The sequence below is a fragment of the Pseudomonas arsenicoxydans genome (assembly GCF_006438915.1).
Lineage (GTDB): Bacteria > Pseudomonadota > Gammaproteobacteria > Pseudomonadales > Pseudomonadaceae > Aquipseudomonas > Aquipseudomonas arsenicoxydans_A.
Window position 1 is genome coordinate 82,056 of sequence record NZ_RCZE01000004.1, and the last position, 22,387, is coordinate 104,442.

At 59.1% G+C, this 22,387-nt stretch carries 22 protein-coding genes; 7 read left to right on the forward strand and 15 right to left on the reverse strand.

Going from position 1 to position 22,387, the window contains the following annotated elements; genetic code table 11:
* Nucleotides 1-226: 226 nt before the first annotated feature.
* From EAH78_RS09305 to EAH78_RS09320, 4 genes are all read left to right on the forward strand, one after another.
* Complete coding sequence (locus EAH78_RS09305; RefSeq protein ID WP_140667293.1) at nt 227-1,999, forward strand: N-acetylglutaminylglutamine amidotransferase; 1,773 nt, start codon at nt 227-229, stop codon at nt 1,997-1,999.
* Between the two features lie 3 nt (nt 2,000-2,002).
* The gene (ngg, locus tag EAH78_RS09310) at nt 2,003-3,751 is read left to right on the forward strand and encodes an N-acetylglutaminylglutamine synthetase (RefSeq protein WP_140667294.1); all 1,749 of its coding nucleotides are present in this window, start codon (nt 2,003-2,005) and stop codon (nt 3,749-3,751) included.
* Nucleotides 3,752-3,918: 167 nt separating this feature from the next.
* Nucleotides 3,919-5,109, forward strand: a complete 1,191-nt coding sequence (locus EAH78_RS09315; protein WP_123432716.1) for an osmoprotectant NAGGN system M42 family peptidase — start codon at nt 3,919-3,921, stop codon at nt 5,107-5,109.
* Nucleotides 5,110-5,318: 209 nt separating this feature from the next.
* The gene (locus EAH78_RS09320; protein WP_007945785.1) at nt 5,319-5,546 is read left to right on the forward strand and encodes a YheU family protein; all 228 of its coding nucleotides are present in this window, start codon (nt 5,319-5,321) and stop codon (nt 5,544-5,546) included.
* A 5-nt stretch (nt 5,547-5,551) separates the two neighbouring features.
* Here the strand turns inward: EAH78_RS09320 and csrA are convergent, their stop codons facing one another.
* The 3 genes from csrA to EAH78_RS09335 all read right to left on the reverse strand — a co-directional run bounded on the left by csrA (nt 5,552) and on the right by EAH78_RS09335 (nt 7,103).
* A complete protein-coding gene (gene csrA, locus EAH78_RS09325; protein ID WP_140667295.1) occupies nt 5,552-5,737 on the reverse strand; it encodes a carbon storage regulator CsrA in 186 nt (61 codons plus the stop codon).
* Nucleotides 5,738-5,890: 153 nt separating this feature from the next.
* Nucleotides 5,891-6,223, reverse strand: a complete 333-nt coding sequence (locus EAH78_RS09330) for a YnfA family protein (protein WP_140667296.1) — start codon at nt 6,221-6,223, stop codon at nt 5,891-5,893.
* A gap of 64 nt (nt 6,224-6,287) precedes the next feature.
* Entirely contained in the window at nt 6,288-7,103 is an 816-nt protein-coding gene (locus EAH78_RS09335; protein WP_140667297.1) for an SDR family oxidoreductase, read from the reverse strand.
* 279 nt (nt 7,104-7,382) lie between these two features.
* Between EAH78_RS09335 and EAH78_RS09340 the strand changes: the two genes are divergently transcribed.
* Nucleotides 7,383-7,541: a DUF3309 family protein gene (locus EAH78_RS09340; RefSeq protein WP_185045033.1), complete on the forward strand. Its 159-nt coding sequence runs from the start codon at nt 7,383-7,385 to the stop codon at nt 7,539-7,541.
* Between the two features lie 69 nt (nt 7,542-7,610).
* Here the strand turns inward: EAH78_RS09340 and EAH78_RS09345 are convergent, their stop codons facing one another.
* From EAH78_RS09345 to EAH78_RS09390, 10 genes are all read right to left on the reverse strand, one after another.
* On the reverse strand, nt 7,611-9,704 hold the full coding sequence (locus EAH78_RS09345) for an LTA synthase family protein (protein WP_140667298.1): 2,094 nt from the start codon (nt 9,702-9,704) through the stop codon (nt 7,611-7,613).
* Nucleotides 9,705-9,987: 283 nt separating this feature from the next.
* Nucleotides 9,988-10,593 (reverse strand): START domain-containing protein, encoded by a 606-nt coding sequence (locus EAH78_RS09350; RefSeq protein ID WP_140667299.1) that lies wholly within the window; start codon nt 10,591-10,593, stop codon nt 9,988-9,990.
* Nucleotides 10,594-10,634: 41 nt separating this feature from the next.
* Nucleotides 10,635-10,889 (reverse strand): YkgJ family cysteine cluster protein, encoded by a 255-nt coding sequence (locus tag EAH78_RS09355; protein ID WP_140667300.1) that lies wholly within the window; start codon nt 10,887-10,889, stop codon nt 10,635-10,637.
* Nucleotides 10,890-11,054: 165 nt separating this feature from the next.
* Entirely contained in the window at nt 11,055-11,528 is a 474-nt protein-coding gene (locus EAH78_RS09360) for a translation initiation factor 2 (protein WP_140667301.1), read from the reverse strand.
* An 89-nt stretch (nt 11,529-11,617) separates the two neighbouring features.
* Nucleotides 11,618-13,057, reverse strand: coding sequence for a PLP-dependent aminotransferase family protein (locus tag EAH78_RS09365; protein WP_123432724.1), 1,440 nt, complete (start codon nt 13,055-13,057; stop codon nt 11,618-11,620).
* A gap of 210 nt (nt 13,058-13,267) precedes the next feature.
* Entirely contained in the window at nt 13,268-14,080 is an 813-nt protein-coding gene (locus tag EAH78_RS09370) for an OmpA family protein (RefSeq protein WP_140667302.1), read from the reverse strand.
* Nucleotides 14,077-14,433, reverse strand: a complete 357-nt coding sequence (locus EAH78_RS09375) for a DUF4398 domain-containing protein (RefSeq protein ID WP_027924077.1) — start codon at nt 14,431-14,433, stop codon at nt 14,077-14,079. The genes EAH78_RS09370 and EAH78_RS09375 overlap by 4 nt, the downstream gene beginning before the upstream one ends.
* Before the next feature lie 9 nt (nt 14,434-14,442).
* Nucleotides 14,443-15,276 carry a substrate-binding periplasmic protein gene (locus EAH78_RS09380; protein WP_140667303.1) on the reverse strand — a complete coding sequence of 278 codons (834 nt, stop codon included), beginning with the start codon at nt 15,274-15,276 and terminating at the stop codon, nt 14,443-14,445.
* Between the two features lie 80 nt (nt 15,277-15,356).
* Nucleotides 15,357-16,286 (reverse strand): electron transfer flavoprotein subunit alpha/FixB family protein, encoded by a 930-nt coding sequence (locus EAH78_RS09385; protein ID WP_140667304.1) that lies wholly within the window; start codon nt 16,284-16,286, stop codon nt 15,357-15,359.
* On the reverse strand, nt 16,287-17,036 hold the full coding sequence (locus tag EAH78_RS09390) for an electron transfer flavoprotein subunit beta/FixA family protein (protein WP_007945693.1): 750 nt from the start codon (nt 17,034-17,036) through the stop codon (nt 16,287-16,289).
* Nucleotides 17,037-17,585: 549 nt separating this feature from the next.
* Here EAH78_RS09390 and EAH78_RS09395 point away from each other — a divergent pair.
* Nucleotides 17,586-19,250: an electron transfer flavoprotein-ubiquinone oxidoreductase gene (locus tag EAH78_RS09395; RefSeq protein WP_140667305.1), complete on the forward strand. Its 1,665-nt coding sequence runs from the start codon at nt 17,586-17,588 to the stop codon at nt 19,248-19,250.
* 183 nt (nt 19,251-19,433) lie between these two features.
* Here EAH78_RS09395 and EAH78_RS09400 read toward each other — a convergent pair whose 3' ends face one another.
* The gene (locus tag EAH78_RS09400) at nt 19,434-20,324 is read right to left on the reverse strand and encodes an AraC family transcriptional regulator (protein ID WP_027924073.1); all 891 of its coding nucleotides are present in this window, start codon (nt 20,322-20,324) and stop codon (nt 19,434-19,436) included.
* A gap of 190 nt (nt 20,325-20,514) precedes the next feature.
* On the opposite strand from EAH78_RS09400, the gene EAH78_RS09405 reads away from it, so the two are divergent.
* A complete protein-coding gene (locus EAH78_RS09405) occupies nt 20,515-21,567 on the forward strand; it encodes an NAD(P)-dependent alcohol dehydrogenase (protein ID WP_140667306.1) in 1,053 nt (350 codons plus the stop codon).
* On the opposite strand, the gene EAH78_RS09410 is transcribed toward EAH78_RS09405, so the two are convergent.
* Complete coding sequence (locus EAH78_RS09410; RefSeq protein WP_123432731.1) at nt 21,564-22,367, reverse strand: IclR family transcriptional regulator; 804 nt, start codon at nt 22,365-22,367, stop codon at nt 21,564-21,566. The two genes, EAH78_RS09405 and EAH78_RS09410, sit on opposite strands and share 4 nt — an antisense overlap.
* Nucleotides 22,368-22,387: the final 20 nt, after the last annotated feature.

A 22,387-nucleotide genomic window follows, 5' to 3' on the forward strand; every position in this document is an offset into this window, starting at 1 on the left:
CTGGGTCGAATCGCCGTGCTTTCAAGCAGCTACTCGTATGCATCACATCAATAATTACCACCTCTGCAATGCACACCTGTGCTGCACCTGCCATTTGTCCGGCTACCCCCGCTTATAACTTATCGATCTAAAACTCCCACGACCTCACTGGGTCAGTTTCTGAGTACCCGCCGTTTTGGCCGGGTATCGATTGACCCTCCCCAACGGAAAAACCGGTAAGGATTTTATGTGCGGATTAGCTGGCGAGTTACGCTTTGATCATCAACCTGCGGACCTCGCGGCCGTTGAACGAATCACCCATTATCTGGCCCCTCGTGGCCCCGACGCGTGGGGTTTCCATGCCCAAGGACCGATTGCCCTGGGCCATCGACGCCTGAAAATCATGGACCTGTCGGACGGCTCGGCGCAGCCGATGGTCGACAACCAACTCGGCCTGTCCCTGGCCTTCAATGGCGCGATCTACAACTTCCCGGAATTGCGCAGCGAACTCGAAAGCCTCGGTTATGCCTTCTATTCCGGCGGTGACACCGAAGTGCTGCTCAAGGGCTATCACGCCTGGGGCGAAGCCTTGCTGCCCAAGCTCAACGGCATGTTTGCCTTCGCTATTTGGGAACGCGATGCCCAGCGCTTGTTCATTGCCCGCGACCGTCTCGGCGTGAAGCCGCTGTACCTGTCGCGCACCGGCCAGCGCTTGCGCTTTGCCTCGGCACTGCCGGCGCTTCTCAAGGGCGGCGACATCAACCCGATGCTCGACCCGGTGGCGCTCAATCACTACCTGAACTTCCACGCCGTGGTCCCGGCACCGCGCACCTTGCTGGCCGGCATCGAAAAATTGCCGCCCGCCACCTGGATGCGCATCGAAGCCGATGGTCGCACCGAGCAGAAAACCTGGTGGACCCTGCCCTACGGCCCTCGCGCCGACGAAATGAACCTGACCCTGGAAGACTGGCGCGACCGGGTGCTCGACAGCACTCGCGATGCGGTGGCGATTCGTCAGCGGGCAGCGGTCGATGTCGGCGTGCTGTTGTCAGGCGGCGTCGACTCGAGTTTGCTGGTCGGGCTGTTGCGTGAAGTCGGTGTGGAAAACCTGTCGACCTTCTCCATCGGTTTTCAGGATGCTGGCGGCGAGCGCGGCGACGAGTTCCAGTATTCGGACCTGATCGCCAAGCACTACGGCACCCGGCACCATCAATTGCGCATCGACGAAAAAGAGATCATCGAGCAACTGCCCGCTGCGTTCCGCGCCATGAGCGAGCCGATGGTCAGTCATGATTGCATCGCCTTTTATCTGCTGTCCCGCGAAGTGGCCAAACATTGCAAAGTGGTCCAGAGCGGCCAGGGTGCGGACGAGTTGTTCGCCGGGTATCACTGGTATCCGCAAGTCGACGGCGCCGCCGATCCGTACACCGCCTATCGCGAGGCATTCTTCGACCGCAGCTATGACGATTACGCCGCCACTGTGCAGCCGAAATGGCTGACAGCAAATGACGCTGCCGGTGACTTCGTGAAGGAACATTTCGCACAGCCCGGCGCCGATGCGGCGGTGGACAAAGCCCTGCGCCTGGACAGCACGGTGATGCTAGTGGACGACCCGGTCAAACGCGTCGACAACATGACCATGGCCTGGGGCCTGGAAGCACGCACGCCGTTTCTCGATTATCGACTGGTGGAGTTGTCGGCCCGTGTGCCGGGCAAATTCAAGCTGCCCGACGGTGGCAAACAAGTGCTCAAGGAAGCGGCGCGCCTGGTAATACCGAATGAAGTCATCGACCGCAAGAAGGGTTACTTCCCGGTGCCCGGCCTCAAGCATTTGCAGGGCGATACGCTGAACTGGGTGCGCGAGCTGCTGCTCGATCCGAGTCAGGATCGCGGTCTGTTCAACCCGGCAATGCTCGACCGTTTGCTGACTGACCCGCAGGGTCAATTGACTCCGCTGCGCGGCTCCAAGCTGTGGCAACTGGCGGCCCTGAACCTGTGGCTCAGCGAGCAAGGAATCTGATCGATGAAACCCCACGCCACGGCTTACAGCCAACGCTTGTTGCGCGGCCAGACACCCTCTTATGAACGCTTGCAGGCGCGTCTGGCCGAGGACGGCAGCGAACTGAGTGCCGCGCCGATTGCCGTGCATTGCGGCTGGGGCCGGTTGCTGATCGGGCACACGTTTCCCGATCCGGCCAGCCTCGCTAATGAGTTGTTAAACGAGCAACCGGGCGAGCGCGACATAGCTTTATACGTTGCTGCGCCGCAGCAGATCCTTGGATTGGAACCGGCGCAACTGTTTCTCGACCCGTCCGATACGTTGCGCTTGTGGTTCAGCGATTACCGTCAAGCCACTCGCGTGTTTCGCGGCTTCCGCATTCGCCGCGCACAAAGCGATACGGACTGGCTGGCGATCAATCAGTTGTATCAGGCACGCGGCATGTTGCCGATCGACGCAAACCTGCTGACCCCTCGTCATTTGGGCGGCCCGGTGTATTGGCTGGCGGAAGACGAAGACAGCGGCGCGATCATCGGCAGTGTCATGGGCCTCAATCATCACAAGGCATTCAACGATCCGGAAAACGGCAGCAGCCTGTGGTGCCTGGCGGTCGATCCGCAGTGTTCGCGGCCGGGCGTCGGTGAGGTGTTGGTGCGGCATTTGATCGAACACTTCATGAGCCGTGGGCTGAGTTACCTGGACTTGTCCGTTTTGCATGACAACCGACAGGCGAAAAGCCTTTACGCCAAGCTGGGTTTTCGCAACCTTTCGACCTTTGCGATCAAGCGCAAGAACGGCATCAATCAGCCGCTGTTCCTCGGGCCGGGGCCGGAAGCGGAATTCAATCCGTATGCGCGGATCATTGTCGAGGAAGCCCTTCGACGCGGCATTGATGTACAGGTCGATGACGCCGATGCCGGCCTGTTCACCCTCAGCCATGGCGGGCGCCGAGTGCGTTGCCGCGAATCGTTGAGCGACCTGACCAGCGCCATCAGCATGACCCTGTGCCAGGACAAGAGCCTGACTCACAAAGCGCTCAAGGCCGCAGGGTTGAACCTGCCCTCGCAACAACGGGCCGGCAACGCCGATGACAACCTGGCGTTTCTCGATGAGCACGAGCGGGTGGTGGTTAAGCCGCTGGATGGCGAGCAAGGCCAGGGCGTTGCCGTGGACCTGCAAACCATTGAAGACGTGCAGCAAGCCATCGAAGCCGCCCGCGCGTTCGACAGTCGAGTGCTGCTGGAAAGCTTTCACGAAGGCCTGGACCTGCGGATTCTGGTAATCGGTTTTGAGGTGGTGGCGGCGGCGATCCGGCGGCCGGCGGAGGTGGTCGGTGACGGCCAGCATTCCATCGGCGCGTTGATCGAAGCCCAGAGTCGACGGCGGCAAGCGGCCACCAGCGGCGAGAGCAAAATCCCGCTCGATCATGAGACCCAGCGCACGTTGCACGCGGCGGGTTACGACTACAGCAGCATTCTGCCGGCGGGTGAGCATTTGTTCGTACGGCGTACGGCGAATCTTCATACGGGCGGGATTCTGGAGGACGTCACGGCGATTCTGCATCCGACGTTGGTCGATGCGGCGGTGCGGGCGGCGCGGGCGCTGGATATTCCGATGGTCGGGCTCGATTTGATGGTGCCGGCGGCCGATCAACCGGAGTATGTGTTTATCGAAGCCAATGAGCGCGCCGGGCTGGCCAACCATGAACCGCAGCCGACGGCTGAGCGGTTTGTGGATTTGTTGTTTCCGCACAGTCAGCCGGCGGCCCTTTAGATCTGTAGTGCTTGAACTGGCCCCTTCGCGAGCAAGCCCGCTCCCACAGGGATACGCGGTCAAATGTGTGAGCGGGCTTGCTCGCGAAGGCGGCGTGCCAGACACCAAAAATCCAACTTATCCCCTTCATCGAAACCGTCGATGTTCTGTACCCATCAGGAGTTTCCATGACCAGCAAAATCCCTGAACCAGATCTCAATTACCTGCAAAAAGTCCTGCTGGAAATGCTCGCCATTCCCAGCCCGACCGGGTTCACCGACACTATCGTGCGCTATGTCGCCGAGCGCCTTGAAGAACTGGGCATCCCCTTCGAAATGACCCGCCGCGGAACCATCCGCGCAACCCTCAAAGGCAAGAAAAACAGCCCCGACCGCGCGGTGTCCGCGCACCTGGACACCATCGGTGCGGCGGTTCGCGCCGTGAAAGACAACGGTCGCCTGACCCTGGCGCCAGTCGGTTGCTGGTCCAGTCGTTTTGCCGAGGGCAGCCGTGTCAGCCTGTTCACCGACAACGGCGTGATTCGCGGCAGCGTGTTGCCGCTGATGGCTTCCGGGCACGCCTTCAATACGGCCGTGGACGAAATGCCGATCAGTTGGGATCACGTCGAACTGCGCCTCGATGCCTATTGCGCCACCCGCGCCGACTGCGACTCGCTGGGCATTAGCGTGGGTGACTTCGTGGCCTTCGACCCCTTGCCGGAGTTCACCGAAAGCGGCCACATCAGCGCCCGTCACCTGGATGACAAGGCCGGCGTTGCTGCTTTGCTCGCGGCGCTGAAAGCCATCGTCGACAGCGGTGAAGAGTTGATGATCGACTGCCATCCGCTGTTCACCATCACCGAGGAAACCGGCAGTGGCGCGGCGGCCGCATTACCGTGGGATGTCAGTGAATTCGTCGGTATCGACATTGCACCCGTCGCGCCCGGCCAGCATTCCAGCGAACACGCGGTGAGCGTGGCAATGCAGGATTCTGGCGGCCCGTATGACTATCACTTGTCGCGACATTTACTGCGTCTGGCCAGTGACAACGAATTGCCGGTGCGCCGCGACCTGTTCCGTTATTACTTCAGCGATGCGCATTCGGCGGTGACGGCCGGACACGATATTCGCACCGCCCTGCTCGCCTTTGGTTGCGATGCCACGCACGGTTATGAGCGTACGCACATCGACAGCCTGGCGGCACTGAGTCGATTGCTCGGCGCCTACATTCTGAGCCCGCCGGTGTTTGCCAGCGATGCGCAACCGGCGAAGGGCTCGCTGGACCGGTTCAGTCATCAGATCGAACATGAGACGCAGATGGAAAGTGATACACGGGTGCCTTCGGTGGACAGCCTTGTCGGGCAGCGCACCGATAGTTGACTCCAAGCCTAGTATCTTTAGTGACGGACAAATCGCTTTCGCGAGCAAGCCCGCTCCCACATTTGACTGAGTTCCTCCTGAAGGAATGCAGTTGAATGTGGGAGCGGGCTTGCTCGCGAAGGCGGCCGCACATACAGCACATCAGCCCGAGGCTAGCCGCCACCGATCATTCGCCGTAGCATCCCGACATTGTTTTCGCCGAGGTGCCTATGCTGATTCCCTACGACCAACTTGAAGTCGACACCCTCACCCGCCTGATCGAGGATTTCGTGACCCGCGACGGTACGGACAATGGCGATGACACACCGCTGGAAACCCGCGTATTGCGGGTTCGCCAGGCATTGACCAAAGGTCAGGCACTGATCGTTTTCGATCCGGAAAGCGAGCAGTGCCAGTTGATGCTCAAGCACGATGTGCCCAAGCATCTGTTCGACTGAACGGCTTAGCGCCCCTTGGTCTTTGCCAGTTTGACCTGGATGCGCTCATAGACTTCGGCGCGATGCACATTGACGCTCTGCGGTGCCTCGACGCCAAAGCGCACGCTGTTGCCGCTGACGTTGAGAATACGTACTGAAATATCGTCACCGATGGAAATCATCTCGCCCACAACGCGACTGAGTACAAGCATGGTATTGGTCCTTGAGGATTACCGGCCCTTGAAGATGCCCGGCGTTTAGCCGGTCTTCAATGCGATGGCGGCAAATCAGTCCAGCCCTACAGCACCGGAAGAACCCTCCTGACGGAAACGTCCGACAAATCCATTGAATGCAGGACCGATCCTTCAGGACGCGGAGAAGCGCGGGCCAAACAGTATGACGCTCGCGCCGATCACACAAAGGGCCACGCCGATCCAGTCCGAGCTCAGCGGACGAACCCGCTCGACCACTGCCAGCCAACCAATCGAGGCGATGATGTAGATCCCACCGTAGGCCGCGTAGGCGCGCCCGGCGTAAGTGGCTTCGACTCGGGTCAGCAGGAGCGCGAACAAGGTCAGGCTGAGCAGCGCCGGCAGCACCCACAAAACGCTTTTGCCTTGGCGCAACCACATCCAGAACGCGAAACAGCCGGCGATTTCGAAGAGTGCCGCGAGGAAAAACCACAGGTAATTGAGCATGCAGGTGTCTCGTTAGAGTGACCGATGGCGGCCACCCTAACGACGCCGATGCCTACGGGCAAGATCAGCCTGCGCTTTGTTTGGCCTTGGCGCGCATTTTGTCGGCCATGAGGGTCATTTCGTTGTAGAGCAGTTGCGGGTTTTTCTGCTTGATCGCCCAGGCCATGCGGCCCTGTTCGTGCGGCAGGATCATGAATTCGCCTGCAGCCACCTGGTTGTAGATGTAGTCGGCAATGTCGGTGGCGGTGATCGGCGAGCTCTCCAGCAATTTACCGACCTGGGCTTTCATCGCAGGCGTGGGGCCACGGAAAGAGTCGAGCAGATTGGTCTGGAAGAACGACGGGCAAACCACGTGCACGCCCACTTCCTGTTGCGCCAGTTCGATCAACAGGCTTTCGGACAACGCCACCACGCCGGCCTTGGCCACGTTGTAGTTACTCATGGCCGGGCCTTGCATCAGGGCGGCCATCGACGCGATGTTGATGATCTTGCCTTTGCTTTTTTCCAGCAGCGGCAGGAACGCCTTGCAGCCCTTGACCACGCCCATCAGGTTGATCGCGATCTGCCAGTCCCAGTCTTCCAGCGACAGTTCACTGAAGAAACCGCCCGAGGCGACACCGGCGTTGTTGACGATGACATCGATGCCGCCGAGCTTTTCTTCGCAGGCCTGCGCAAATGCGGTCAGCTGGCTGTAGTCGCGCACATCGCAACGCTGAACAAAACCATCGCCACCGGCATCTCGAACCAGCTTCAACGTTTCTTGCAGACCGGATTCGCTGACATCCGACAAGGCCAGTTGCCAGCCTTCACGCGCCCAGCGCAGCGCGATTTCGCGACCCAGGCCCGAGCCCGCGCCAGTGATCATCATGCGATTTTGCATAGCAAACAGCCTTGTGGTTCCGGGAAAGATGCGCTGAGTGTAGCGAAGGACCTTGCCCGACCCACGCTACATCAGATTGCTGAATGGCCCGAGCAAACCGCGGGCGCGTGTGACTCAACTAACTGTGGAAAAATGAAATAAGCCTGTGTTCGAAAAACATTAAAAAAACATGGAATTTTCTGACTCGCGCACCAGTCGGATTTTGTAAGCAGCTTGAATTTATAACCTTCCAGCTGACAGTTAAAAAACAGGTCAATCCAGAACACTTCCAACAAGGAAATAGACATGGGCACAATTCTAATCGTTATTCTGGTCCTCTTGCTGATCGGTGGCTTGCCGGTTTTCCCACACTCCAGAAGTTGGGGTTATGGTCCGTCGGGTATCATCGGCGTCGTGTTGGTGGTGCTGTTGATTCTGTTGTTGCTTGGCAGGATTTAACGGATACAACGAATGAACGGACAAAAAAAGAGGCCCTTGAAAGGGCCTCTTTTTTATTGCGCCGAAAACTTAGTCCGGTTTGCCGTCAACAACACCTGCGGTGTTGTCGAGCAGGCTCTTGGTCGCCGTTTGCAGGAACGACTCAAGCTTGAGCTTCAACTCCGCGGTGCGTGGGTCGTTAGGCACGATCTCGGCATGCGGCTTGGCACCCAGTTCATAGCGGTACATCTTCGGCTCCATTTCCTTCTCTTTCGGCAGCACCAGAATCTGGTCAGCGGTGAGAATGGCCGTGGTCTGTTCGCTGCCCGACGGCTTGATCACACCGAAACCGGTGTCGCCTTCCGGCAGGTTGAGCAGGTCACGTCCCCAGCACTGATGGCGCACTTCGCCACCGATACGCCCCATGATGGTCGGCACAATGTCGATCTGAGTGCCGACGGTGTGGTCACGCTGGCCGAACTTTTCCTGGATACCCGGTGCGATCATCAGCATCGGCACGTTGAAACGACCCAGGTCCATTTCGGTGATTTGCTGCTCGTTACCAAAACCGTGGTCACCCACGATGACAAACAGGGTTTCCTTGAAGTACGGCTCTTTACGCGCCTTTTCGAAGAACTGACCCAACGCCCAGTCGGAATAACGCATGGCGGTCAAGTGTTCGTTGAGGCTGCCGCGATCGGTCACACGCTCGACCGGCAATGGCGTCGGCAAGGCATACGGTGTGTGGTTGGACAGCGTCTGCAGCAAGGCATAGAACGGCTTGCCGTTTTCCCGCGCCTTGAGCTCAACCAGGCCACGGTCGAACATGTCCTGGTCGGACACGCCCCAGGTCGGATCAGAGAACACCGGGTTGACGAAGTCGTTACGACCGATGAAGTTGGTCATGCCCTGGTTGCTGAAGAAGCCCGACTGGTTATCCCAGGCGAAGTCGCCGTTGTAGACGTACACATCGTCGTATTTTCGGGCACTGAGCAACTGTGGCAGGCCGGACAGTTTGTGGCTGCCTTCCGGGGTCTGCATCAGGTATTCGAAACCCGGCAGGTTCGGGAAGCACGCCATGGTGGCGAACATGCCTTGGTGGGTATGGGTGCCGTTGGAGAAGAAACGATCGAACAGCAGGCCTTCCTTCGACAGTTTGTCGAGGTAGGGCGTGATGTTGCCCGGGCCGCCCAACGCGCCGACCGAGTGACCGGCCATGCTTTCCATCAGGATCACGACCACGTTCTTGATCGGCAGAGTCTTGTCCGCCGGTGGCGTGTAATCGCGACGCACGGCGGCAGTTTCGGCATCCACCAGTTTTTCGTCTTTCATCACCAGCATGTCACGCACGGTCTGCTGAGCCAAAGGCTGCGGCAGTGTGGCTTTCCAGATGTTGTCGCGATCTGCGGACATCCGGCTCTTGGCCGCCGCGATCAGCGAAAGCGTGCCGTTGAGTCCCAACTGGTTGGCGAAGTTCGAATCGGTGGTGTACACGTCACCCCAACGCAGCGGCGGGCCCTGACGCAGGGTGCCACGCGCAGCGACCACGCAGATCAGCACGCAGACGACGAACACGGCGATGCGTGCATACCACGGGGCGATCTGGCGAGTGCCAATGCTGCCGCCGCTGAACGGGCCACGAGGCCGGGTCGCACGATCAGCGCCCTTGAACGCCAGGGTCAGGATCAACGTGCCAAAGGCCCACGCCAACAGATAACGAACCACCGGGAAACCGTACCAGAGCATGCTCATCACGGTCTTCGGGTCTTCCTTCACATACTGGAAGACCAGGCCGTTGAGGCGCTGGTGGAACTCGCGGTAGAAGTCCATCTCCATCAAGCCGAGGAACAACGCGATGCTCGACGCGACGGTCAGCCAGAAGCGGAAGAACCCGCGAGCAGCCATCGCCCGCACGCTGAACAGTGCCAGCAACAGCGGAACGCAGAGGTAGACCACCAGGCGCAGGTCGAAACGCAGGCCGTTGGCGAACGCTTCAAGGAACGTCGAAGCCGGGGTGTCGAGGATCATCGAGCGGTTGTAGACCAGCAGCGCAACACGCAGCAGGCTGAACATGACCATCATGATCAAGGCGCACAACAACGTGTAGGCCAAATGCGATTTGACGGTCGGTTGCAGCAGGCGACTAGAAGCTCGCTGCTGATTCAGGGCGTCCGGGTTTGCCATGTCGTTTTAGGACCCATTGGAAGTTGAAGTTTCAAAAATACAGCGGCGCCCTGCCCTCTATTGGCCATTACTTGACCCCGGGGCTTGCGCGGTGCGCAAATGTTGCACGATCACCCGCCTCATTGCCATTGATTACTGTTTGGCTGACGGATGCGGGCGGATTGTCTTGGAGGCTTTGTGAAAATTTCGTGCAACGCATATCCGGAAACACAATAAAGCCACGCCCCCGCTAAAACGCAAACGCCCCGAACCAGTCGGGGCGTTTTGCAGAACAACGCAGCGATTACTTCTCGGCGCGTTCTTTCAGGGCTTTCAGGGTATTGAACGGTGCATCGACCACGAACTTGTTGGCGATCATCGATGGCACGCTGCCGCCTGGCTCGGTGTGCACCTGATAGGTCACTTCGACCTGGTCACCCTTTGGAACAAACTTCCAGAACCCATCGACCTTGGTGACGCGCACAAACCCTTTTTCTTCCGGAATGTACTTCGGCACGCCTTCGAGTTTGCGGGTCAGGCTGCCATCGGCGCCTTCAACGGTGGTGATGTGCAGCACCGAATCACGCGCCGTGACGGGCCACGGGGTATTGAATTGGGTGTAGGTCCAGCTCTGGTCGCCTTCGTGCTTGAGCAGCTTCTGCATCTTGCACTCGTGAATCCAGGCGCAGGCGCCGGCCACGTCTTCCTGCAGTGCACGCAGTTTGGCCACGGTAGTCTTCATCAAGGTGACGCCCTGATAGGCCTTGTAGTCCGAACCCGGCACTTCAGCCAGAGAGATCTTGATGCCGTCTTCGTTCTTGGCGACCTTCCAGTCTTCAGCCTGGGCGGCCGTAGTGGCCAACACGGCGGTCAATCCACACAACACAGCGATACGATGCAGCGAACCCATGGTTTTATTCCTTATTGTTGAAGTTCCGTTGTTTGAACACATCACGCCGCCGTCATCTGCTCCCACCATCCCAGCAGTTTGATCGCCTCGTCACTGCTGCTGCCGCACACTTCGATATCGGCTTCAAATGCCGAACAGACGGCGGGGCGTTCGGGTCTGCCGAAGATGTTGCACAGGTTATCGACCGACAGTTGCACGCAACGTTCGCCAGCGGCTTTGCCATTGGGCATACCGGGAATCGGTGAACTGATGGAAGGGGCAATGCAACAGGCGCCACAGCCTTCACGGCATTTCATGACGACGAGCTCCTCATGAGGTGTGATGTGTAAAAGGACGAGGCACAGAGTAACCGCTAAAACAGTTGTTTTAAATTACTTGAACCGGGGTTTTTTCGTTCAAATCATCGTGACTGACCAGTCTCCGACAAAGCGTCTGGCCAGCGGCTCACGGATGGGAACGATTTACTGCTTGAACTCGAAATCCAATGCCGCGCCTTCGACTTCACGGCGCTCTTCATTGCGCAGCTGTAACTGCATTTCGTTGCTGAGCAGCCGACCGTTGAGCTGAAACGGGCTACTGCCGGACTTTTCGCCAAACATCGGTGGCAGCAGCGCATCGTGCCTGGGCAGCGGCACGGTGCCGATCGGTTTCAGTTCCTGGGCCATTTGCGGCGGCAGCCTCAAGTCAAGTTTGACGGGAGGCAGTTGGGTTTTCACCACTTCACTGGGCGCCTTCGACTTGGAGGCAATGGGTGGACGCTTTTTCACCGCCGCGGCTGGTTTTTTCACCGCCGCGGCTTTTTGGGCGGGTGCCTTTTTTTTCGTAGTTGCGCTGGCTGCTGGTTTTTCCTGGGCAGCCGCTGCCATGACGCCTTCAGCGTGAACGGCCATCAACAGACAAACAAACAGGCAGGCGGCAGGAAAAATCGGTTTCATGAACCCAACAGCAATAACGGCAGAGGGCCATATGCTCGCCTGTTGCGCGCCACATGACAAGCTCCGCCGAGAACGAGCCGCCCGACTGCTCAGAAGCCGCCGGCCGTCTCTTGGCAAAGTTGCGTGGCCAGCATACCCAACGTCATCAATGCCCGTTCGGCTTCACGGTTCCAGGGTGTGCCGCAGTTCAGCCGAATGCAATGATTGAACTGCTCGGTGTTACTGAAGATCAGCCCCGGCGCAATACTGATGCCCTGTTGCAACGCCCGCACGTGCAATTCCTGGGTGTTGACCCGCCCCGGCAAACTGACCCACAAAATGAAGCCGCCGGTCGGGCGGGTCATTTGCGTGCCTTCAGGGAAGTATTGCTGAACGGCCAGCTGAAAGGCGCTGAGGTTCTTGCGGTATTCCTGGCGGATGTAGCGCAAATGGCGGTCGTAGCCACCGTTTTCCAGATACGCCGCAATGCCCATTTGCGTGACGCTGCAGGCCGAATGGGTACTGAACGTCTGCAAGCGCTGGATTTCCTGCTGGTATTTGCCAGCAATCATCCAGCCGATCCGCACACCAGGCGATAATGTTTTGGAGAAGCTTGAACAATAGATGACCCGATCCAGCCGGTCATAGGCCTTGAGCGATTTGGTGCGTCCCTGCTCGAACATCAGTTCGCCGTAGATATCATCTTCCACAATCTGGATATCGAAATCCGACGCCAGACGCAGCAATTGTTTCTGCCGCTCCTCAGGCATGGTCCCACCCAATGGATTGCTCAGGCGGGTGGTCAGCACCAACGCCTTGATCGACCACTGGTTGGCCGCCAGTTGCAGCGCTTCGAGGCTCATGCCGGTGGCGGGATCGCTCGGGATTTCGATGACTTTGAGGCCGAGCAGGTCGGCCAGTTGCAGCAGACCGTAATACGTCGGCGATTCGGCGGCGATCAGGTCGCCCGGCCGAGTCAACACGCGCAGTGACATTTGCAACGCATCGACGCAGCCGTGGGTGATGACCACTTCGGAGGGATCGACCACCACACCGGCATCGCGCATGCGGATCGCCACCTGCCGGCGCAACGGCTCAAAACCGGGGCTGAACATGTAGCTGAAGGCACGCGGGCTATGGAAACGGGTGACCTTGGCCAATTGCTGATGCAGCGCCCGCACCGGCAGGTAATCAACGCTGGGTACTGCGGCACCCAACGGGAAAACACCCTCGCGACGGGACTCGACCAACACTTGTTGAATGATGCTGCTGCGCGTGACCAGGCCCGGACGCTCGACCCGGGCGATGTCCGGCGTCGGCGCGGTCAGGGCCGGCGTCTGGTGAACGTAGTAGCCCGACTGCGGCCGGGCGCGGATCAGCCCCTGATCTTCAAGATTGGCATACGCCTGCAACACCGTCGCATGGCTGACGTTGAGCTGCGAGCTCATCTTGCGCACCGAAGGCACGCGCTCCCCCGGTTGATAGACACCACGGCGGATGTCTTCGGCCAGTTGTTGAGCAATACGTTGGTAGAGCAAGAGATTGGTCATGACGCAGCACTCGATTTCACGGGCATTTTATTCTTGTGTGAAACAATACCGGAACAGTTTAGAAGTGTACTGGGACAGTTGCCACAATAGTCGACCATACAGTGCAGTGTCAGCAAAATCTGTACTGCTTTTCGTCATCAGCCAGGCAAATGACAGGCGCAAAAAAACCCGGCGCTGTCTGGCAGGCCGGGTTTTCCAGAGACGCAACCCTCAGCGGGCGGCGCCGAGCTGGCCTTTTTCGTCGGAGAACACAATTTCTACCCGACGGTTCTGCGCACGGCCACGCTCGGATGCGTTCACGTCCACCGGGTATTCATCGCCGTAGCCTTCAACGTGAATGCGTTTGTCGTCGATGCCCAGGTCCATCAAGACGTCAGCCACCGATTGCGCACGGTCACGGGACAGCTTGAGGTTGTCCTGCTTGCCGCCAGTGCTGTCGGTGTAGCCTTCGATCCGCACCACGCGTTTCGGATTGAGCTGCAGGAACTGAACAATCTTCAGCACCACACGGTTCGCCGAGTTTTTCAGCTCTGCTTCGCCGGTGTCGAACAGCACATCGCCCAAGGTCATCACCAGACCACGATCCGTCTGGGTGGTCGCCAGCGCGACAATCTGCTCTTCGAGCCACTTGCCCTGCTGCTGAACGCTGAGCAGTTTGGATTCACGCAGTGCCAATTGCAGACGCTGACGCTCCAGTTCCAGTTTCGTCTCGCGCTCTTCGTTGAGCACCAGATTGGTGTGCTCCCGGGCAATTTCGCTGTAGCGCTGACTCAGGTAGGCGTAATGCACGACGTCCGAACCGCTGCCCCAATAGCTGGACAGACGATCGGCGCGGGCCAGGGATTCACCGGCGCGGATCACGTCTTTGGGCGCGATGCGCAGCACATTCGAATCTTCCTTGACCTTCTGGAAGTCGGCGCCCGCTTCTTGCAAAGCGGCTTCACTGTGTTGGCCGGCGCACCCGTACAAGCTGGCGCAACCGGCGAGGATCAAGCTGCCGAGCACTTTTGACTTGAGGCTCATTGGGCATCTCCCAGTTGCTTGCGCAGACGAGTGATGCGGGTATTGAGCACGTTCAATTGCTCCTCGCTCTTGAGGGTCAGCACCTTGGCTTCGGCCAGACGCGCGTCCAGTTCGGCCTGCTCGGCCCGCATGCGCGCATGTTTGTAGGACTGCTCGGTCATGTTGCTTTGGGCACGGGCGAATTTTTCTTCGGCCAGTTTCATTTCCGGCATGTCGTCGGCGGTGGCACCCACGGCTTTGGCTTGTACGAGTGCCTGTTCGGTCAGGCGAATCTGTTCATTCGGCGCCGGATCGGCTGCACAACCCGCCAGAGCCAGAACGGCCAGGGCAGCGAAAAGAGGTCGAATACTCACTAAGAATCCCTACTGTTTTGGGGCACTGACCGGTTGTTGCTGCTGCTGTTGCTGCGCTTTCCAGCGCTCGATATTGCGTTGCAACGCGGCGTCCGTCAGTCCTGAGGCGGGCAATTCTGTCATCTTTTTGGCCAGCTGTCCGCGCAACCACGGATCGTTGCAGGCGGAGTTATGGGAAACCGCGAGGTACAGACCGGGTTTGTCGATCGGTTCGGCCCGGGGGATCAGGTCGTTGGCCATACTCAACGCCTGTGCGGCCGCCATGCCTGAATAGCGTCCGGCAAGAACAAATTCCACCTCGCCCAAGAGCAACTTCTGAAAGGCCTGGGTCAGGTTAGGCGTACGGGTGAGGGTCAATTGCTGCTCGGCAAAAGTGCCGAATGCCGGGGTCATTCGAGACTTTTCCGACAATGCGCCGGGATGGCCGTGGAGGTCCTGGGCCTGGTTGTAGACCAATGCCGAATCTTTGCGAGTCCACACGAGGTAGTCGTTTTCCAGCAGCGGCGGATGAATGTAATCCAGGGTTTCCAGTTCGCTGACGGTCAACGTTGCATCGGCCAACATGTCCATGCGCCCGCTGCGTACTTCGTCCAGCGCCAGGGAGCGTTTGCCGGCATACAGCAACTCGACCTTGATACCCAACTCCCCCGCCACTTGCTGCAACAGGTCCGCACTGGCACCGATCAGCTTTTTAGGATTTTGCGGGTCTTGCCACAAGTACGGTGGTGCGTCCGGACTGCCGGTCACGATCAGTCGATCGCACTTGCCCGCTGCATTGGACAAGGTCGGCAACATCGTCAAACCCAGCAGTAATGACCAGCCACACACGCGGCGCAGAGCCATGGCGACACTCTCCCACTCAAATCCGGAACAAAAAAAAGCCCGACCAAAAGGTCGGGCTCTTTATAAGTCAGGCCGCTGGATTAGACCAGCTTCTCGAACTCGGGGATTGCTTCGAACAGGTCTGCCACCAGGCCGTAATCGGCCACCTGGAAGATCGGCGCTTCTTCGTCCTTGTTGATCGCAACGATCACTTTGGAGTCTTTCATGCCGGCCAGGTGCTGGATCGCGCCGGAGATACCGACGGCGATGTACAGCTGTGGAGCAACGATCTTGCCGGTCTGACCGACCTGCATGTCGTTGGGTACGAAACCTGCGTCGACCGCGGCGCGGGAAGCACCGACAGCAGCGCCCAGCTTGTCAGCCAGGGCGTACAGGTGTTTGAAGTTGTCGCCGTTCTGCATGCCACGACCGCCGGAAACGACGATTTTGGCAGCGGTCAGTTCCGGACGATCGGACTTGGCCAGTTCTTCGCCAACGAAGCTGGAGATCGCAGCATCGTGAGCAGCAGCAACGGATTCAACAGCAGCCGAACCACCTTCAGCAGCAACCGGGTCGAAACCGGTGGCGCGCACGGTGATGACTTTCACCGAAGCGTTGGACTGAACGGTAGCGATGGCGTTACCGGCGTAGATCGGACGCTTGAAGGTGTCAGCGCTTTCGACCGAGATGATCTCGGAGATCTGGTCAACGTCCAGCTGTGCGGCAACGCGCGGCAGGATGTTTTTGCCGTTGGAAGTCGCGGCAGCCAGGATGTGGCTGTAGCCCTTGCCCAACTCTGCAACCAGAGGTGCTACGTTTTCCGGCAGTTGGTGAGCGTAGGCAGCGTTGTCAGCTACCAATACTTTGCTCACGCCAGCGATTTTCGCAGCGGCTTCAGCCACGGCGCCAACGCCCTGGCCTGCAACCAGAACGTGGATATCACCACCGATTTTGGCAGCGGCAGCCACGGTGTTCAGTGTGGCCGGGGCCACTACTTTGTTGTCGTGTTCAGCAATAACCAAGATAGTCATTTAGATTACCTTCGCTTCGTTTTTCAGTTTCTCGACCAGTTCAGCCACCGACTTGACCTTGATACCCGCGCTGCGTGCAGCAGGCGCTTCGACTTTCACGGTCTTGTTGGTGGAGGCGGTGGAAACGCCCAAAGCGTCCGGAGTCAGCACTTCGAGAGGCTTCTTCTTGGCTTTCATGATGTTTGGCAGGGACGCATAACGCGGCTCGTTCAAACGCAGGTCGGTGGTGACGATGGCCGGCAGTTTCAGGGAAACTGTCTGCGCGCCGCCGTCGACTTCGCGAGTCACGGCAACGCTGTCGCCGCTGATTTCGACTTTCGAAGCGAAGGTGCCCTGACCGTAGCCGCTCAATGCAGCGAGCATCTGGCCAGTCTGGTTGTTGTCGCTGTCGATGGCTTGTTTGCCAAGGATCACCAGCTGAGGCTGTTCCTTGTCGACAACAGCTTTCAACAGTTTGGCAACGGCCAGCGAAGTCAGGTCTTCGGCGGATTCGACGAGGATGGCGCGGTCGGCACCCAGAGCCAGCGCAGTGCGCAGTTGCTCTTGAGCGGTAGACGGGCCGACGGAGACGACGACGATTTCAGTCGCAACGCCTTTCTCTTTCAGGCGTACGGCTTCTTCCACTGCGATTTCGCAGAACGGGTTCATCGACATCTTGACGTTGGCAAGATCGACGCCGGAATTGTCCGCCTTGACGCGGACCTTGACGTTGTAATCCACAACGCGTTTGACAGCTACAAGAACCTTCATGGATTCCTCGTTACTCTCCGGTGAAAAGAAAGTCGCCTAGGCGAACCTGGCGGTTGATGCTCATCGGGCGCAAGGGCACCTCTAAAAACGCCGGCAAACGTGTCAAGTGACACTCGCTCATGAAGTGCATGACCGTTCGTCAGTGGTGACCAACGAGTCATTCAATATCGCGGCGTGTAAACTGCGAGCCAAACCTGCGCTGCGCATCACTTCCCACTGCCATCGCCCTGTCTTTAGAGGTGCTCTTGAAACCAACAGCCAGCCTACGGCGAGCGCAAAACCGACCGTATCTTGACCGGAACGCCTATTCCGGTCAATACGGCAAAATGGCCGTTCGTAAGCCGCGTGACTTTGATTTCTCTGGCTTTGAGCCAATTCAAACAAACGTTTGTATTGGACGCTAGGAGTGGTGTAGATATAATGCGCCACCCAGAGAGAAAGGTGACTAATCGATTGTCCCCTCGCAGCATTGTGCTGGGATTCATGGATGCGACACCAAACCTCCAAAATTAGAAAAAAAACTGTTGAGCCTTGAGTAGGAGATAACCTGTGGAACGCGAATACATGGAATTCGACGTCGTCATCGTCGGTGCCGGCCCCGCTGGTCTTTCCGCTGCCTGCCGCTTGAAGCAGAAGGCTGCTGAAGCCGGTAAGGAAATCAGCGTCTGCGTGGTCGAAAAAGGCTCCGAAGTCGGTGCTCACATCCTGTCTGGTGCCGTGTTCGAACCACGCGCCCTGAACGAACTGTTCCCGGACTGGAAAGAACTCGGTGCCCCGCTGAACACGCCGGTCACCCGCGATGACATCTTCGTTCTCAAGAACGCTGAAAGCGCGCAAAAGATTCCAGACCTCTTTGTGCCCAAGACCATGCACAACGAAGGTAACTACATCATCTCCCTGGGCAACCTGTGCCGCTGGCTGGCTCAGCAGGCCGAGAACCTGGGCGTAGAAATCTACCCGGGCTTCGCTGCCCAGGAAGCGCTGATCGACGAGAACGGCGTGGTTCGCGGGATCATCACCGGCGACCTGGGTGTTGACCGCGAAGGCCATCCGAAAGAAGGCCTGTACACCCCGGGTATGGAACTGCGTGGCAAGTACACGCTGTTCGCCGAAGGCTGCCGTGGCCACATCGGCAAGCAACTGATCAAGCGTTTCAACCTCGACAGCGAAGCCGACGCCCAGCACTACGGCATCGGCCTGAAAGAAATCTGGGAAATCGACCCGGCCAAACACCAGCCAGGCCTGGTGGTTCACACCGCCGGCTGGCCGCTGGACATCATGGGCACCGAGAACACCGGTGGCTCGTTCCTCTATCACCTGGAAAACAACCAGGTGGTCGTCGGCCTGATCGTCGATCTGTCCTACAGCAACACTTACCTGTCGCCGTTCGACGAGTTCCAGCGCCTCAAGCATCACCCGGTGCTCAAGCAGTACCTGGAAGGCGGCAAGCGCATCAGCTACGGTGCCCGCGCTATTTGCAAAGGCGGCCTGAACTCGCTGCCGAAAATGGTCTTCAAGGGCGGCGCGCTGATCGGTTGCGACCTTGGCACCCTGAACTTCGCCAAGATCAAAGGCAGCCACACCGCGATGAAGTCCGGCATGCTCGCCGCTGAATCCGTGGCCGAGGCGCTGTTCGCCGAGAAAGACGGCACCGAAGAGTTGACCACTTACGTCGACGCATTCAAGAAGAGCTGGCTCTACGACGAACTGTTCGCCAGCCGCAACTTCGGCCCGGCGATCCACAAGTTCGGCGCCATCGTCGGTGGTGGATTCAACTGGCTGGACCAGAACATCTTCGGCGGCAAACTGCCGTTCACCTTGCACGACACCAAGCCGGATTACGCGTGCCTGAAGCTGGCGGCGGACTGCAAGAAGATCGACTACCCGAAACCCGACGGCAAGATCAGCTTCGACAAACTCAGCTCGGTGTTCATCTCCGGTACCAACCACGAAGAAGAACAGCCTTGTCACTTGAAGCTGGCCGACCCGAGCATCCCGATCAGCAAAAACCTGCCGCTGTACGATGAACCTGCCCAGCGCTACTGCCCGGCCGGCGTGTACGAAGTGATCACCAAGGAAGACGGCGAGAAGCGCTTCCAGATCAACGCCCAGAACTGCGTTCACTGCAAGACCTGCGACATCAAGGACCCTGCACAGAACATCACTTGGGTGACACCGGAAGGTGCTGGCGGCCCGACTTACCCGAACATGTAAGCCGAACCTCTGAACATCAAGGCTCCCGAAATGGGGGCCTTTTTGTTGCCCGCGATTCAAGCCACACCACAATCCCCTGTGGGAGCGGGCTTGCTCGCGAATGCGGTATGTCTGCCGACATAAATGTTGAATGATCAACCGCTTTCGCGAGCAAGCCCGCTCCCACATTGGATTTTCAGTGTGTCAGGCAGCGCGTTCGTCTCCGGGATTACGCTCAAAGTAGCGCTTGTACTCCCGACTGAACTGCGACGTGCTCTGATACCCCACCCGATGCGCCACCTGCGCCACGCCCAAGCCCTCGGACAGCAACAACTGCTGCGCCTTGAGCAAGCGCAACCGTTTCAGATACTGCACCGGCGACAACAAGGTGCTGCGTTTGAAATGTTCATGAAACGTCGACGCACTCATGTTCGCGCAACTGGCCAGCGTCTCGACATTCAGCGGCTCGGTGTAATGCGCATGCAGATGACTGAGCGAGGCCGCGACCCGGGCGAATTGCCCCTGCTGCTCCACCAGTGCGCGCAACACATCAGCTTGCGGCCCGCGCAATGCGACGAACAACAACTCACGCAAACGCGCCTGCCCCATCACCTGGCATTCCAGCGGATCGTGCAGGCAACGCAGCAACCGCTCGACACACCCGCGCATCGCGTCGTCGAGCACCGTCGAGGTCATCGACTCCAGCGTCTGCGCCGCAATACTGCGCCCCGCCACCAGCCCCATGGCCAATACCAATTCGCCGAGCAACGTCCGGTCGATCGCGATGGAAATCCCCAGCATCGGCCCCTCCGGCGCGGCAAAGGTTTCGCACTCGAACGGCACCGGCAACGCCTGAATCAGATAATGCCCGGCGCCATACTCCAGCGTGCGCGGCCCCAAGTACGCCAATTTGCTGCCCTGGACGATGATGACCAGGCTCGGTTCATAGATCTGCGGACCACGGGCCACATCGCAACTGGCGCGTAACACCTGCACACCCGGCAATGCGGTGGGCGCAAAACCGTCGCGGGTGGTCAGTGGCTGAATCAACGAAACCAGCGTGGCATTGGCATCCAGATGACGGGTCAACAACATGGGAGCTCTTCACAAAAATGTCGCGGAAAAAGGGATGAAAGCATCTTCGCAGGTCTGATCGCGCATTTGATCAATCCAGCGTGGATGCCGGAGGAATAGGCATGACACCCGGAGGAATCGCTATGGCCGGTGCCCAATGCGGCGCCCAGAATGCACCGCCTCACCTGTCACTGCTTTTGCGAGGTTCCTCATGTACACCGCCATCGGATACGCCGCCCAGTCGGCCACCACTCCCCTCGCCCCCGTGAAATTCGAACGCCGCAGCCCTCGGGCCGATGACGTGGCGATCGAGATTCTCTACTGCGGCGTCTGCCATTCCGACATCCACCAGGCCCGCAACGAGTGGGGCATTGCCGTTTACCCGCTGATGCCCGGCCACGAGATCGTCGGCAAAGTCACCGCCATCGGTGCGAACGTTACTAAACATAAAATCGGCGATCTGGTCGGCGTCGGCTGCATGGTCGATTCCTGCCGCAGCTGCGAAGCCTGCCAGTCCAACCTCGAGCAATACTGCCTCGAAGGCCCGACCATGACCTACGCCACCCCGGACCGGGTCGACGGCAGCAACACCATGGGCGGCTACTCCGACAGCATCGTGGTCAGCGAGCACTTTGTCGTGCGCATCCCGGAAAAACTCGCACTGGCCAGCGCCGCGCCGATTCTCTGTGCTGGCATCACCACCTACTCGCCGCTCAAGCATTACGGGGTCAAGGCCGGTGACAAGGTCGGGATCCTCGGCATGGGCGGCCTCGGCCACATGGGCATCAAGTTCGCCAAGGCAATGGGCGCCGAAGTGACGCTGTTCACCCGCTCGGCGAGCAAGGCCGAAGAGGGTCGTCGTCAAGGTGCGGACCACGTGATCGTGTCCACCGATGCCGACCAGATGAAAGCCGCTGCCGGCTATTTCGACTTCCTGCTCGACACCATTCCGGTGCAGCACGATCTCAACCCGTACCTAGACACCCTGCGTTTCGACGGCGTGCACATTCTGGTGGGCCTGATCGAACCGATCGATCCACCGGTCCACGCCGCCAAACTGGTGTTGGGCCGTCGTGTGCTCGCCGGTTCGCTGATCGGTGGCATTGCAGAAACCCAGGAAGTGCTGGATTTCTGCGCCAAGCACAACATCACCTGCGACATCGAAATGCTCGATATCCGCCAGATCAACGAGGCTTACGCCCGCATGATTGCCGGTGATGTGAAGTACCGATTCGTCATCGATATGGCGACCTTGAAGCTCTAAACCTTCAGGCCAAGCTCGGCCGACAGCCGGGCTGTGACCCCTTTGATCAGGGGAATCAGCTCGGCCATTTTTTCCAGCGGCATATAAGGCACGGTGCTGGCGATGCTGATGCCGGCGACGATGCGCTTGCTGGCATCACGAATCGGTGCCGCCACACAGCGGATCGACGGTTCGTTGTCTTCAAGATCAAAGGCATAACCGCCCGCCACATACTCAACCATGCGCTGCTGAAACTGCTCCCAGGACTGCTCCGGGTGCTGCGGCCAAAACAGATTTTTCCCACCCGCCGGCAAGCTGACTTCGTACAGCCGCTGCCATTCTTCCTGCGAGTCATCCAGCATCAATGCCTTGCCGATCCCGGTGCGGGCCAACGGCATGCGATGGCCGACGCGCGAGCGCATTTCCGGGCCATTGCGCCCCGGATTCTTGTGCAGGTACAGCACTTCGTCGCCTTCACGAATCGCCAAGTGAATGGTGTCGCCGGTCAACGCCGACAGCTCATCCAGATACGGCCCGGCCAAGGTCACCAGCGGCAATTCTTCACGCGCCTGGAAACCCAGTTCGATCAGCTTCGGCCCCAACAGGTAGCCGACCTGCGGCACGACACGCAGATAACGCTCGTCCACCAGGCAACTGGCCAGACGATGGGTGGTGCTGCGCGTCGTGCCGATCAGCCGGGCAATTTCCTTGAGATCGCGGGCGCCGCTGGCCACGGCCTGAACCACACCCAGACCACGAAGCAGGGTCTGGGTGCCGGTCGGCGCGGCGTCCTTGGCGATTTTTGGGGCGTCTTCCTGCATATCCAGCCTTTACCGTTGAG